Raw genomic sequence first — 13370 nt, forward strand, 5'->3', positions numbered from 1 at the left:
TGTTTGACCTCACCGGTTTGCGCTGAAGGTGAAGAGCGACTGGATCGCGTACATCAGGCGGTCGAGCAGGAAGCCGATGATGCCGATGGTGAAGACGGCGACCATGATTTTGGCGAGTGAGCTGGAGGAGCCGTTCTGGAATTCATCCCAGACAAATTTGCCGAGACCCGGGTTCTGGGCGAGCATCTCTGCGGCGATCAGAACCATCCAGCCAACACCGAGCGACAGGCGCAGGCCGGTGAAGATCAGAGGCAGGGCAGACGGCAGCACCAGCTTGGTGATTTTGGTCCATGTGTTCATCTTCAGAACCTTGGAGACGTTCACCAGATCCTTGTCGATGGAGGCCACCCCCAGAGAGGTGTTGATAAGAGTTGGCCAGAGAGAACAAAGGGTTACGGTGATCGCGGAGGTCAGGAAGCTCTTGGAAAACAGGCCGTCATCCACGGTGTAGGTGGCGGAGACCACCATGGTCACGATGGGTAGCCATGCGAGTGGAGAGACGGGTTTGAAGATCTGGATCAGCGGGTTGATGGCGGCGTTGGCGTAGAGCGAGAGGCCCGCCATGATGCCCAGAGGGATCGCAATGGCGGAGCCGATCAGGAAGCCAAAGAACACCGTTTTGATCGAAGTCCAGATTTGATCGTAGTAGCTGGGGCTACCTGTGTACTTGATATCTTTGACTTTTTCCGGCTGACCGGCTGCGATGAACTTGGCGTTGCGCTTCTCGACGCGCTCCATGAATTTCGCTTCTTTGGCGGCCTTGGCCTGTGCGTCTTCGTGCAGATTGACGGCTTCGGTCCAGACTTCTTTGGGGCCGGGCACCGCGCCGAGGGAGGTTTGCACTTTGGGGGCGAGGTTGCCCCAGAGCACAAGAAAGACGCAGATGGCGAGCAGCGGTACGCCCAAAAGGCGCCATATTTCAGTGGCTTGGGCCTTTGGGTTGTCGCCTGCGGCGGCTTTCAGGATCGGGGTGATGAAGCTCAGGCCGAGGACTTGGAACCAAGCGTCGGCCTTGTTGATGCGGGTGAAGAGACGGGCGCGCTTGGCTTCGCGGTCTTCCTCAGCAATGGATTGGGGGTCGATTGTGGTCATGGATATGTCCGTGGCTTTGAGTGGCTTGGGGCGCTGTTGCGTGAATGGTTAACGGCGAAATGGCACGTCGGTATTGCGTCGGTATCGCGACTGTTTCGCGTAGGTGGAAAAACGCGGCACGGGCAAAACTTAATCGCCCGTGCGTTGCGTCGCCGGAAAGGGGAGCGATCCTTCCGGCGACGGAGCCGATCAGCCCTGTACTTCGGTGCCGACGACGCGCTGGTCGCCTTTCAGACCGATGGGCAGGCTGTCGAGGTAAGCGTTCGGGGCGCGGCCGTCATAGGTGATGCCGTCGATGATGTCCTCAGCCGGGGTCGGCGCTTTGTAGCCGTCGCTGTCCCATGGGAAGTCCGCTTCGTTGGCGAGACCTTCATCCACCAGCAGGCGGGCGGCTTCGAGGTAGATCGCAGGCTTGTAGACAGACTTCGCCACTTCGTCATACCAGCTGTCCGGCTTGGCCTCTGCAATCTGGCCCCAGCGGCGCATCTGGGTCAGATACCAGACTGCGTCGGAGTAGAACGGGTAGGTCGCGTTGTAGCGGAAGAACACGTTGAAGTCCGGCACGTCGCGCTTGTCGCCCTTCTCGTACTCGAAGGTGCCGGTCATGGAGTTGGCGATCACGTCGTAATCCGCGCCCACATATTCCGGCTGGCTGAGGATGCGCACCGCCTCTTCGCGGTTGGCGTTGTCGTTTTCATCGAGCCACATCGCGGCGCGGATCAAAGCCTTGGTCACGGCCAGCGTGGTGTTTGGATATTTCTCGGCAAACTCGGCGTTCAGACCGAAGACTTTCTCCGGGTTGTTCTTCCAGAGTTCGTAGTCGGTGATCACAGGCACGCCGATGCCTTTGAAGACGGCCTGCTGGTTCCAAGGCTCGCCCACGCAGTAGCCGTAGATGGTGCCCGCTTCCATGGTGGCCGGCATCTGAGGCGGTGGGGTCACGGAGAGCAGAACATCCGCGCCGATCTGGCCGGTGATGTTTTCAGGAGAATAGTAGCCTGGCTCCAGACCACCGGCGGCGAGCCAGTAGCGCAGTTCGTAGTTGTGGGTGGAGACCGGGAACACCATGCCCATGTTGAACGGCTTGCCTTCAGAGGTGTATTTCTCGACCACCGGCTTCAGCGAAGCCGCGGAGATCGGGTGCTGTGGGCGGCCATCGTCCATCAGCGGCACGTGTGGTTTCATTTCTTCCCAGATCTGGTTGGAGACGGTGATGCCGTTGCCGTTCAGATCCATGGAGAAGGGGGTGATGATATGGGCCTCGGTGCCGTAACCGATGGTGGCGGCAAGCGGCTGACCTGCGAGCATATGCGCGCCGTCCAGCTGACCGTCGATCACACCGTCCAGAAGAACTTTCCAGTTTGCCTGTGCTTCCAGCGTGACAAACAGGCCTTCGTCATCGAAGTAGCCCTGCTCATAGGCCACGGCGAGCGGCGCCATGTCGGTGAGTTTGATGAAGCCGAACGTCAGCTCATCTTTCTCAAGTTCCAGTTCGGCCATGGCCGGGGTCACGAACATGGTCGTGGCCGCGAGGATGGAGGCAATGCGTTTCATCTAGACTGTCCTTTTGTTTGCCCTGTTGGAGGAGATGGGCGGGGAACGAAAAAAGCCGCTGACCAAGAGACCGCGGGAGGAAGTGCGGTGTCAGGTCGAGCGGCTTTGCTCAGAGTGTCCCCGGCTTCGGGGGCTGATTTTACGGAACGCCCTTGTTCCGTCTTGAGACCATTTGGCGGATCACGGTGCGTTGGCTCAAGCGCGAATCGCCGGTTTCTTGCTGCGTCGCCGCATGACGCGGGGTGATTGCCTATTTTTTAATCACTCAGGGTGGGCGGGGTCGAAGATGCGCCCGTCAAAGAAGCGATCCGGCCCAAGGGTGAGCGGCCCATTGGTGGCCTTCATCGCTGTTGGATGCGCCAGCGCGCCTTCGCATTTCTCAGAGGCCGCAGGCAGTACAGCGCCCAAGGGGGCGAGGTGGCGGCGGTAGAGATCGGAGCGGAAGACCGAGGCGGCGGTGGCGGCGGATTGGGCGCGGTCCAGCCCGAAGCGGGCGGCCATGCGGGTGCCGATCCAGGCGGCCTGACTTTTCCATGGGAAGGTGGCGGCGCTGTCAAAGAACTCCAGCATACGCGGCACGCAGTGGTTGGCCGCGCTTTGGTGGGTGAGCATCTGGCCGCTGAGCGCGCGGTCGAGAATTTCGGCGGAGACGTCGAGATATTCTGGCCATGCGAGGATGTCTGAGGCGGTGGAGCGTTTCGCCGGATCCGCCAGCCAGCGGCCCGCCTTCCAGACCGCGCGCATCAGGCGCCCGGTGAGATCATCCTCCGCCTGCGCCCAATCGCGGCGCACGGCGAGCACTTTCTCCGGGGTGAAATTCCAGATCGCGGCCCCTGCGAGCAAAAGCCGCCCGCCGCCCTGTTCCACGGTGATGGAGCCCCAAGGCTCGCCCACGCAGAAGGCGTCGATCTCGTCCGCGGCGATGGCTTGGGCCATCAGCGGCGGCGCGATGATGCGCATGTCGAGCGCCTCGGGCGTGTTGAGGCCGGAGCTGGCCAGCCAGTAGTGCAGAAGTTCTGCGTGCATGGAAAACGGGAAGGGCACGCCGACGCGCAGGGTGCGGCCCAGATTGGCCAGCGCCTGACCGGCCAAAGTGGCGTCCAGAAAATCGGGCAGGGGATGTTTGGCAGAGAGCTCGGCGGCCAAGCCGTTGGAAATCCCGATGGAATTGCCGTTGACCGAAAGCACGCAGAGCGCGTCGAGCTTGGTGGGGACACCGCCCAAACCCAACGCCATGGCCACAGGCACCGGCGCCAACATATGGGCGGCTTCGATCTGTCCGAGCACCAGCCGGTCGCGCAGGGTGGACCAGCTTGGCGCGCTTTGCAGATTGAGCGCGAGGCCTTCTTCTTCAGCAAAGCCCAGCTCATGGGCGACAATCAGAGGGGCGGCATCGACCAGCGGCATGAAGCCCACAGAGAGCGGCAGGGTTCTCATGACAGAAGCTCCGATGCGGTCACAAGGGCCTGGGCGACATCGACAATTTTCTTGCCCTGGCTCATGGCGGTTTTGCGGATGAGGGCGTAGGCTTCTTCTTCCGGCAGGCCACGCGCACGCATCAGAATGCCTTTGGCGCGGTCGATGATCTTGCGTTCCTCAAGCGCGCGTTTGGTGGCGGCGAGCTCGTTGCGCATGCGGGCAAACATGTGAAACCGGGCGATGGCGGCATCGAGCACCGGTTTGACGCGATCGGGGTGCATGCCGTCCACAACATAGGCCGACACGCCCGCCTCGATGGCCGCCTTTGTCAGGCTGTCGTCTGAGCGGTCCACAAACATTGCCACCGGGCGCTCCAGCGGCGAGGAGGCCAGGGTGAGCGCGTCAATCGCATCGCGGCTGGGATTGGCCACATCCACCAGCACAAGATCGGGGTTCAGCTCGGCCACAGAGCGGGCCAGACCGGTGGATTCGGAGAGCACCCGGATGTGGTGGTCTCCGGTCTCGGTCAGGCTGTCGATGATGGCTTCGGCCCGATGTTTGTCGGGCTCCACGACGAGGATGGTGAGCTTGGCTGTCACGGGTGGCTGTTTCCGGGGCGGCTGTGGCGGTTGCCCCGTGATAGTGCCGCAGTGCAGCGAAGGGCCACGCAGGGGAGGCCTGCGCGGCGGGTGTGACGCAGTGTGCTGCTTGGTTTTTGGGCGTAATTGGAGTGCTTTGATGTTTTGTTGGGCGCTTTAGATGCAGCGCCCGCCGTCGACCTCCATCAGCGTGCCGGTGATCATGGAAGCTTCATCAGAGCAGAGGAAGGCGGCGGCGTTGCCCATGTCTTCGGGTTGGGAGAAGCGGCCGAGCGGGATGGTGGCGAGGAATTTGGCGCGAATTTCCGGCGTGTCCTCGCCCATGAAGGACTTCAGGAGCGGGGTTTCGCCTGCCACCGGGTTGAGCGCATTGACGCGGATGCCATGGGGGGCGAGCTCTACGGCCATGGCTTTGGTGGCGGTGTTCACCCAGCCTTTGGAGGCGTTGTACCAGTTGAGGTTAGGGCGCGGAGAGAGGCCTGCGGTGGAGGAGATGTTGAGGATCGCGCCTGCGTTGCGGGACTTCATATGGGGGATGAGCGCCTGAGCGATCAGGTAGATGGATTTGCAGTTCACAGCGAATACACGGTCAAAATCGCTCTCCGTGACGGTTTCCATCGGGGCGGGCAGATGGGTGACACCGGCGTTGTTCACCAGAATGTCGATCTGCCCCCACGCGTCAAGCGCGGTGTCGATCATGTCCTGAACGCTGCTGGCATCGGCCACATCCACGGTGCAGGGGGTGGCGTTTTCATGCTCGGCGGCTTTGGCACTGGCGGCGTCGCCGTTGATGTCGGCCACCAGCACCTTGGCGCCTTCAGCGAGGAATTTGTCGACGATGCCCGCGCCAAAGCCCTGGGCGCCTCCGGTGATGATGGCGGTTTTGTTGTGAAGGCGCATGTGTTGGTCCTTTTTATCTGGGCCGGGGCAAAGAGAGAAATGCCTCCGGCGGGGATATTTGAAGAATGAGAAGCCTAGCCGTGCAGAGCGGCCACGGTTTTGAGCTGAGAGAAGTGGAAGAGGGCTTCAAAGCCTTTTTCGCGGCCGTGGCCGGAGTGGCCGGTGCCGCCGAAGGGCAGCTCTACCCCGCCGCCCGCGCCGTAGTTGTTGAGGAAGACCTGACCGGCGTTGAGCTGTTTGGCGAGACGCATCTGACGCGCGCCGTTCTGGGACCAGACCGAGGCGACGAGGCCATAGTTTGTGCTGTTGGCGATGGCGAGCGCCTCATCTTCGCTGTCAAAGGGGATGAGCACCTGAACGGGGCCGAAGATTTCCTCCTGTGCGAGGCTGTGATCGGGGGGCACATCGGCAAAAAGCGTGGGGGGCACGTAGTGTCCGGGGGCGTCGGTGGCGATTTCGCCCTGGGCGGCGATGGTCAGGTCCGCGCCTTTGGTGAGGAAGTCTGACACGATGTCTTTTTGCCGGGCGGAGATCAGCGGGCCGAGGGTCGCATCCTCCATGGCAGGCGCGGCGCGCATCGTTTTGTAGGCCTCAGACATGCGGGTTTTGACCTCTTCATAGATGCTGCGCTCCACCAGAATGCGGGAGGAGGCGGAGCAGGTCTGGCCCGCGTTTTGGATGCCTGCGTTCACAAGGAAGGGCAGGGCGGCATCGAGATCGGCATCCGCAAAGACCAGCTGTGGGGATTTGCCGCCAAGTTCCAGTGTGACCGGCACGACGTTTTCCGCGGCAGCGGCCTGCACAAGGCGGCCGGTGTTCACCGAGCCGGTGAAGGAGATGTGGTTCACCTCCGGATGGGCGGCGAGCGCGGCCCCGGCTTCGGCCCCAAGACCCGGCACCACATTGAGCGCGCCGTCGGGCAGGCCCGCCTGTTGTGCCAGATCGGCAAAGGCCAGCGCGGTGAGGCAGGCTTCTTCGGCGGGTTTGAGAACACAGGCGTTGCCCATGGCGAGCGCGGCCCCGACCGAGCGGCCAATGATCTGCATCGGGTAGTTCCACGGCACGATGTGGCCGGTCACGCCAAAGGGCTCGCGCAGGGTGTAGACGGTGTAGCCATCCAGATAGGGGATGGTTTCGCCATGCACCTTATCGGCTGCGCCGCCGTAGAACTCCATGTAGCGCGCCAATGCGGTGACATCGTTGCGCGCCTGTGTGAGCGGTTTGCCCACGTCCTGCGCCTCAAGCCGGGCGAGGGTTTCAGCATGCTCCATCACAAGCTGGCCGATGCGGGTGAGGATGCGCCCGCGCTCCACAGCGGTGGCGCGGCCCCAGTCGCTGTTGCGCGCGGCCTGTGCGGCGGCCACGGCAGCGTCGATGTCTGCCTTGGCACCGCGCGCGATGGTGGCCAGCGGGCTGCCGTCTGAGGGGTTGGTCAGCGCCAATGTGCCGCCGGAGAGGGCTGGTTGCCATGTGCCGCCGATGAGGCATTTGGACGGGTCAAACCAGAGATCGGAAGTCATTTAGTATCCTTTGAGGGAATGCGTTGGAGGAAATTTCGCAAGAGGTTGAAATAGGTGTCAGGGGCGTCAAACTCCGGCAGGTGGCCGCAGTTTGGCAGGCAATGGTGGGCCGAGTCGCTGTGGGTGAGCGCGGCGGTTAGGGTTTCGGAAAAGGCGCTGGGCATGATCGGATCTTTGTCGCCGCTGATGATCAGGCTGGGGCAGGTGATCTTGGCGAGCGCGGCGCGGAAATCAAAGCGGCCCATTTCATTGGTGGGGCCGTTGAAATGCAGGGCGACCGGGTCTTTCATCAGCACGCGGGACCAGAAGTCGGGCTCTATCGCGCGTTGTGTGTAGTGGGGGACGCAGATCCGGCCGTAGGTGGCGCGGGAGACGGATGTGGGGTTGCCCCAGTAGTTTTGCGCAGCCGCTTGAGCTTCCGGGCCGACCAAGTGGCCAAAGGCGTTGTAAATCGTGGGGAAATCGACCTTTGCGGTGGTGTTGGACAGAATGAGGCCCGCGAGGCGATCGGGGTATTTGGTGGCAAAGGCCTGCGCGACAAAGCCGCCAAAGCTGCCGCCGTAGAGGATCGGAGCGGTGATCTCCAGCGCATCACAGAGCGTGGCGAGATCGTCGGCCCATTGATCCAGCGTCCAGAGCGCGGGATCGCCATCGTCAGAGCGGCCATTGCCGCGGTGGTCGAGATAGAGGATGTGGCAGAGGTCAGAGAGTGCGGCGGCGTAATGGGGCTTAAAGATCGAGTGATCCGCGCCGGGGCCGCCGTGCAGCAGGATCAGCGTGGGTTTCTGCCGCAGCGTAGGGCCGTCTGCGACCCATTCCGGCCCGTCAAAATCCACAAACAGGCGCACGCCGTTGATCAGAAGCCTCATGCAGGGACCTCCTCTATGGCGAGTTTGGGCAGGACAGGGGCGGCGGCGATCAGGTTTTGGGTGTAGCTGTGCTGCGGGGTGGCAAAGACCGCTTCGGTCGCGCCTTCTTCGACGATTTCACCGTTTTGCATGACCAGCACGCGGTCTGTGACGGTGCGCACCACAGAAAGGTCGTGAGAGATGAAGAGATAGGCGAGGCTGTGGCGGCGGGAGAGATCGGCGATCAGGTCGAGAATTTGCGCGCGGATGGATACATCCAGTGCAGAGACCGCTTCGTCAAAGATGATCAGTTCGGGGCGGGTGATGAGCGCGCGGGCGATGGCGATGCGCTGGCGCTGGCCGCCGGAGAACTCGTGGATGTATTTTTGCGCGTCCTGAGGCGTGAGGCCGACATCGGTAAGGACCTCGCCGATGAGGCTCTGCAGGGCGGCGCCTTTGGGTGGGTTTTGCACCAGATGGAAGGGTTCTGTCAGGATGCGGGCAACGCGGTGGCGCGGGTTGAAGCTGCTATAGGGGTCTTGGAACACCACCTGCGTTTTGAGGCGCAGCGCGGCTGGCATGGCTGCGCCGACCGGATGGTCAAAGGCGGTGATCTGGCCGCTTTGCACCGGCTCCAGCCCCAGAATGGCCCGTGTTAGGGTCGATTTTCCGCAACCGGACTCGCCGACCAGCCCGACACGTTCACCTTGGTGAATGGTGAAGGACACATCGTTGACGGCGCGGTGAAAGGCGCGTGGTGCAAAGAGTTGGGTGCGCGGCAGGGCGTAATCCCGGACGGCGTTTTGCACCGTGAGGATCGGGGCAGGCGTGTCCTGCGGCGTTGGCAGATCGACGGTGTGGCCTGAGGCCTCAAAGAGCGCGCGGGTATAGGGGTGCTGCATATTGGCGAGCAGCTGTTTGGTGGCGCCTTGTTCGGCGATTTCACCTTTGCGCATGACCACGATGCGATCAGCCATATCGGCGACCACGGCGAGGTCGTGGGTGATCATAAGAAGGCCCATGTCAAACTCGGCAACGAGATCTTTGAGCAAATCGAGGATGCGGGCCTGGGTGGTGACGTCGAGCGCGGTGGTCGGCTCATCAGCGATCAGAAGGCGCGGGCGGCGGGCGATGGCCATGGCGATGACCACGCGCTGACGCTGGCCGCCGGACAGCTCATGCGGGTAGCGGCTGAGGGGGAAGCGGTCTTGGGGTAGGCCCACACGGGTGAGCATGGCGGCGGCTTGCGCCATGGCCTCGGCCTTGGGCGCGCCGGTGTGGATGCGGATGGTCTCTGCCACCTGCGTGCCAATGGTTTGCAGCGGGTTCAGCGCGGTCATCGGCTCCTGAAACACCATGCCAATGTCATTGCCGCGCATGGTGCATAGGTCGAATTCGGACTGGGTCAGCAGATCGGTGTCGTTGAGCAGGATGTGGCCGCGGGTTTCGGCGGTGTCGGGCAGGAGCTGCATCACCGCGAGGGCTGTCATGGATTTGCCGGAGCCGCTTTCGCCGGTGACCGCGAGGATTTCGCCCGGGGCGATGGAGAAGGTGACATCGTGCAGGATCGGGACGGAGCCGATGGTGAGGGAGAGGTTTTGCACAGAAAGCAGGGTCATGTGCGCACCACGCGGATTTTGGGGTCAAGCCAGTCGCGCAGCCCGTCGCCCAAGAGGTTGAGGCCCAGCACTGCGCTGATGATGGCGAGGCCGGGGATGAGCGCGAGGTGGGGGGCGAAGGAGACCATGGTTTGCGCGTCTGCGAGCATGCGGCCCCATGAGGGGGTGGGCGGCTGTGCGCCAAGGCCGACGTAGCTGAGGCCTGCCTCTGCAAGGATGCCGAGAGAGAACTGGATGGTGCCCTGCACGATCAGGAGGTTGGCGACATTGGGCAGGATGTGCTCGACGCTGATGTGGGCGCGGGATTTGCCGGCGACGCGGGCGGCGAGGATGAAGTCGCGTTGCCAGAGCGGCAGCGCACCGGCGCGGGTGAGGCGGGCAAAGACCGGCACGTTGAAGATGCCGATGGCGAGGATCGCGTTGACTGCGCCGGGGCCCAAGATGGCGGTGATCAGGATGGCGATCACGAGGCTGGGGAAGGCAAAGATCAGATCGTTGCCGCGCATGATCAGCTCATCAGCCCAGCCACCTTGCCGCGCGGCGGCCCAGAGGCCAAGCGGTACGCCAAGTCCCATGCCGATGCCCACCGCCACCAGCGCCACGGCGAGCGAGGTGCGTGCGCCGACCATGATCATTGAAAAGATGTCGCGGCCGAAGTGGTCGGTGCCAAACCAATGCAAAGCGCTGGGCGTTTGCAGCTTGTTGGGGATGTCCATCGTGGTGATGTCATAAGGCGTCCAGACAAAGCTTATGAGCGCGGCGCTGACCACGATCAGGCAGAGCAGACCGCCAAGGAGGATGTTGCGCGACAGGCTCATGTGCGGGACCTCAGGCGGGGATCAATCGCGGCATAGGCGAGATCGACGAGGAAGGTGACGAGGATCACCAAGAACACCAAGAGCATGACCACGCTTTCCACCACAATGAGGTCGCGGGCGGAGATCGACTGGAAGATCAGGCGGCCGAGGCCGGGCAGGAAGAAGACCTGTTCGATGATGATCGCGCCTGCGAGCAGGAAGGAGAACTGCATGCCGATGATGGTGAGCACGGGGATCATGGCGTTGCGCAGCCCGTGGCGCAGCAGGGCCTGACGGCGGGAGAGGCCTTTGGCGCGGGCGGTGCGCATGAAGTCTTCGCCCAGCACATCCAGAAGCGAAGAGCGCATGACGCGGGCGAGGATGGCGGATTGAGGCAAAGCCAGTGCAATTGCGGGCAGGGTGAGGGATTTCATCGCGGCACCAAAGCCTTTGTCCCAACCGACAAAGCCCCCGGCAGAGAACCAGCGTAGGTTGATGGCAAAGATCAGGACCAGCATCATCGCAAACCAGAAGTTTGGCACGGCAATGCCAAATTGGGTGGCCCCCATGACCGCCATGTCGCCAGCCTTGCCGCGGCGGGAGGCGGCGTAGATGCCAGCGGGGAAGGCGATCAGGGTGGAGAGCGTGAGCGCATAGAGCGCCAGTGGCAGAGAGACCCAGATGCGGTCGCCTATCATCTCTGTCACAGGTGTGCGGTAGGTGTAGGAGAGGCCAAAGTCGCCCTGCAACATGCTGCCCACCCATGTGAGGTAGCGCTCAAACTTGGGCACATCCAGACCCAGCTCTGCGCGCAGGGCCGCGATGGTGTCGGGTTGGGCATTGAGACCCAGCATGAAGCTCGCAGGATCGCCGGGCACCACCTCGATCACAAAGAAGATCACGAGGGAGGCCACGATCAGGCTGAGCCCTAAAGAGAGCGCGCGTTTGAGAGTGTAGCGGAGCATGAAGGCGTTAGAGTGGTTGGTTTCGGATCGTTGAGGCGGCGGGCATCAGGTCGGCGGGGTCAGGTAGTCTGCGTCGGTGACATGTTCGAGCCAGTCCGCGCCGGAGCCGTCTTTGACCTGTTGCATGGCGAGATGGCACATGCCGGTTTCAGGTGCTGCGCCGTGCCAATGCTCCACACCTGGCTCGATCCAGATGGTGTCTCCGGGGCGGATGGTGCGGGGGGCTTCGCCGCGCAGGGCAATCAGACCGACGCCGGAAAGCACATGCAGGGTCTGGCCCACGGGATGGGTGTGCCACGCGGTGCGCGCGCCCGGCTCAAAGGTGACACGTGCGGCAAAGAGCTCAGACGGCGGGCGGCTTTCGGTGATCGGATCAAGGCGCACCGTGCCTGTGAAATACTCCGGAGCGCCTGCGCGGCTTGGCAGGCTCCCGGCGGGGATATGGTCGATCATGGCAAAGACCCTTCTAGGTCAATGAGGCAAATGCCGGAGCCGCGCGCGGGCGGCTCCGGTCAGGAGGGTGTTACTCTGCCCAGGTGACAGCGGTGAGATCGGTGGCTTGGGTGGGCTGGTTTTCCCAGAGACCCTGCACACCCGCTTTGGCGATGGTGGGGAAGGCCAACTGGAAGAGGTAGCCGTTCACATACTCCTCGGAGATCATGGTCTGGGCCACTTTCAAAAGCGCGCTGCGTTCGGCGGGCAGGGTCGCTTTGTTCAGGGTTTCCATGATCTGCTGGAACTCCGGGTTGTCATACTGGAAGTAATAATCCGGACGGGCATAGATGCCGATGTCAAAAGGCTCGGTGTGGCTGACGATGGTCAGGCCGTAGTCTTTGCCCCGGAAGACCTGCTCCAGCCATTGCGCCCATTCGAGATTGGAAATCTCGGTCTCAATGCCCACGGCGCGCAGTTGGGCGGCGATGATCTCACCGCCACGGCGGGCATAGGAGGGCGGGGGCAGTTTCAGCGTGGTGCTGAAGCCATCGGCAAAGCCCGCCTCGGCCAGAAGCTGTTTGGACAGCTCCGGATCGTATTGGGAGTTGCCGGTCAGGTCGACGTAATCGGGATTGTGCGGCGCAAAATGGGTGCCAATCGGGGTGCCAAGGCCAAACATGGCCCCGTCGATGATGGCGGAGCGGTCAATCGCATGGGCGATGGCTTTGCGCACTTTTACATTGTCGAGCGGCGGCTGTTGGTTGTTGGTGGAGAGGATGGTTTCTCCCTCAGAGCTGCCCACCAGCACCTGAAAGCGCGGGTCGGCCTCAAACTGTGGCAGGGCCTCCGGGGTTGGGAAGCCGGCAAAGACATCAATGTCCTCGGCCATCATCGCGGCAAAGGCGGCGGTGGGATCGGAGATGAATTTGAAGGTCACATCCGTCAGCGCGGCAGGCGTGCCCCAGTAGGCCTCGTTGCGCGCCAGCGTGATCTGATCGCCCTGCACCCAGTTTTCAAATTTGAAAGCGCCGGTGCCGATGGGGGTGGTTTTGATGTCTGCGATGCTCTCAGACGCCACGATCACCGCATCGCCCCAAGCCATGTTGAAGAGGAAGCTGCCGTTGGGGGCCTCAAGCGTCACCTGCACGGTAAGCGGATCGACCACAGCCACATCGGTGATCCCGGCAAAGAGGGCTTTTTGCGCATTGGCGCTGTCTTCGGCGCGGGCGCGGTCGAGCGAGAACTTCACATCTTCTGCATCCATGGCGCTGCCGTCATGGAAGGTCACGCCTTCGTTGAGCATGAAGGTGTAGGTGAGGCCGTCCTCGGAAATCTCCCAGCTTTTGGCGAGGCCGGGAATGACCGCGCCATCGCTGGCAAAGCGGGTGAGCCCCTCAAAGACGTTGGAGTAAAGCACGCTGTCGATCGCGCCTGCGGCGGCGGAGGTCGGATCCAGATGCGGCGGCTCCAGCTGCAGGGCCACGGTGAGGTCGGTCTGTGCCATGGCCGTGCCCGCAAACAGAGCTGCGGTGAGGGCGGTTGTGCTGGCGATCAGGCGTGTGCGGGCCAGCTTTGACGTGTGAAGTGTCATTTTATCTCTCCCTTATCTTATTGGTTTTTAT

12 protein-coding genes are annotated in these 13370 nt (G+C 62.5%); all 12 read right to left on the reverse strand.

Annotated features, from left to right (window positions below; translation table 11 throughout):
- Positions 1-9 precede the first annotated feature (9 nt).
- The gene (locus J7400_RS03555; RefSeq protein ID WP_209059436.1) at positions 10-1092 is read right to left on the reverse strand and encodes an ABC transporter permease; all 1083 of its coding nucleotides are present in this window, start codon (positions 1090-1092) and stop codon (positions 10-12) included.
- Positions 1093-1281: 189 nt separating this feature from the next.
- Complete coding sequence (locus tag J7400_RS03560) at positions 1282-2646, reverse strand: CmpA/NrtA family ABC transporter substrate-binding protein (protein WP_209059440.1); 1365 nt, start codon at positions 2644-2646, stop codon at positions 1282-1284.
- Positions 2647-2907: 261 nt separating this feature from the next.
- Entirely contained in the window at positions 2908-4083 is a 1176-nt protein-coding gene (locus J7400_RS03565; protein ID WP_209059443.1) for an ABC transporter substrate-binding protein, read from the reverse strand.
- Entirely contained in the window at positions 4080-4664 is a 585-nt protein-coding gene (locus tag J7400_RS03570; RefSeq protein ID WP_209059445.1) for an ANTAR domain-containing protein, read from the reverse strand. The genes J7400_RS03565 and J7400_RS03570 overlap by 4 nt, the downstream gene beginning before the upstream one ends.
- 156 nt (positions 4665-4820) lie before the next feature.
- Complete coding sequence (locus J7400_RS03575; protein WP_209059447.1) at positions 4821-5564, reverse strand: SDR family oxidoreductase; 744 nt, start codon at positions 5562-5564, stop codon at positions 4821-4823.
- A gap of 74 nt (positions 5565-5638) precedes the next feature.
- Positions 5639-7084, reverse strand: coding sequence for an aldehyde dehydrogenase family protein (locus tag J7400_RS03580; RefSeq protein ID WP_209059452.1), 1446 nt, complete (start codon positions 7082-7084; stop codon positions 5639-5641).
- Positions 7081-7953, reverse strand: a complete 873-nt coding sequence (locus J7400_RS03585; RefSeq protein ID WP_209059457.1) for an alpha/beta fold hydrolase — start codon at positions 7951-7953, stop codon at positions 7081-7083. The genes J7400_RS03580 and J7400_RS03585 overlap by 4 nt, the downstream gene beginning before the upstream one ends.
- Positions 7950-9551 (reverse strand): dipeptide ABC transporter ATP-binding protein, encoded by a 1602-nt coding sequence (locus tag J7400_RS03590; protein WP_209059460.1) that lies wholly within the window; start codon positions 9549-9551, stop codon positions 7950-7952. The genes J7400_RS03585 and J7400_RS03590 overlap by 4 nt, the downstream gene beginning before the upstream one ends.
- Positions 9548-10363, reverse strand: coding sequence for an ABC transporter permease (locus J7400_RS03595; RefSeq protein ID WP_209060253.1), 816 nt, complete (start codon positions 10361-10363; stop codon positions 9548-9550). Before J7400_RS03595 ends, J7400_RS03590 begins: the two co-directional genes overlap by 4 nt.
- Before the next feature lie 2 nt (positions 10364-10365).
- Positions 10366-11313, reverse strand: a complete 948-nt coding sequence (locus J7400_RS03600; protein ID WP_209059463.1) for an ABC transporter permease — start codon at positions 11311-11313, stop codon at positions 10366-10368.
- 45 nt (positions 11314-11358) lie between these two features.
- Positions 11359-11766: a cupin domain-containing protein gene (locus J7400_RS03605; RefSeq protein ID WP_209059475.1), complete on the reverse strand. Its 408-nt coding sequence runs from the start codon at positions 11764-11766 to the stop codon at positions 11359-11361.
- Between the two features lie 70 nt (positions 11767-11836).
- The gene (locus J7400_RS03610; protein WP_209059478.1) at positions 11837-13339 is read right to left on the reverse strand and encodes an ABC transporter substrate-binding protein; all 1503 of its coding nucleotides are present in this window, start codon (positions 13337-13339) and stop codon (positions 11837-11839) included.
- Positions 13340-13370: the final 31 nt, after the last annotated feature.

It is taken from the genome of Shimia sp. R9_2 (assembly GCF_017743735.1).
In the GTDB taxonomy this organism is placed as follows: domain Bacteria; phylum Pseudomonadota; class Alphaproteobacteria; order Rhodobacterales; family Rhodobacteraceae; genus Shimia.

Bases quoted from the DNA above. Each gene is read 5' to 3' on its own strand.
- J7400_RS03565 (WP_209059443.1), bottom strand. From the start codon at position 4,083: ATGAGAACCCTGCCGCTCTCTGTGGGCTTCATGCCGCTGGTCGATGCC.
- J7400_RS03605 (WP_209059475.1), bottom strand. From the start codon at position 11,766: ATGATCGACCATATCCCCGCCGGGAGCCTGCCAAGCCGCGCAGGCGCT.
- J7400_RS03560 (WP_209059440.1), bottom strand. From the start codon at position 2,646: ATGAAACGCATTGCCTCCATCCTCGCGGCCACGACCATGTTCGTGACC.
- J7400_RS03580 (WP_209059452.1), bottom strand. From the start codon at position 7,084: ATGACTTCCGATCTCTGGTTTGACCCGTCCAAATGCCTCATCGGCGGC.
- J7400_RS03555 (WP_209059436.1), bottom strand. From the start codon at position 1,092: ATGACCACAATCGACCCCCAATCCATTGCTGAGGAAGACCGCGAAGCC.
- J7400_RS03600 (WP_209059463.1), bottom strand. From the start codon at position 11,313: ATGCTCCGCTACACTCTCAAACGCGCGCTCTCTTTAGGGCTCAGCCTG.
- J7400_RS03610 (WP_209059478.1), bottom strand. From the start codon at position 13,339: ATGACACTTCACACGTCAAAGCTGGCCCGCACACGCCTGATCGCCAGC.
- J7400_RS03590 (WP_209059460.1), bottom strand. From the start codon at position 9,551: ATGACCCTGCTTTCTGTGCAAAACCTCTCCCTCACCATCGGCTCCGTC.
- J7400_RS03575 (WP_209059447.1), bottom strand. From the start codon at position 5,564: ATGCGCCTTCACAACAAAACCGCCATCATCACCGGAGGCGCCCAGGGC.
- J7400_RS03585 (WP_209059457.1), bottom strand. From the start codon at position 7,953: ATGAGGCTTCTGATCAACGGCGTGCGCCTGTTTGTGGATTTTGACGGG.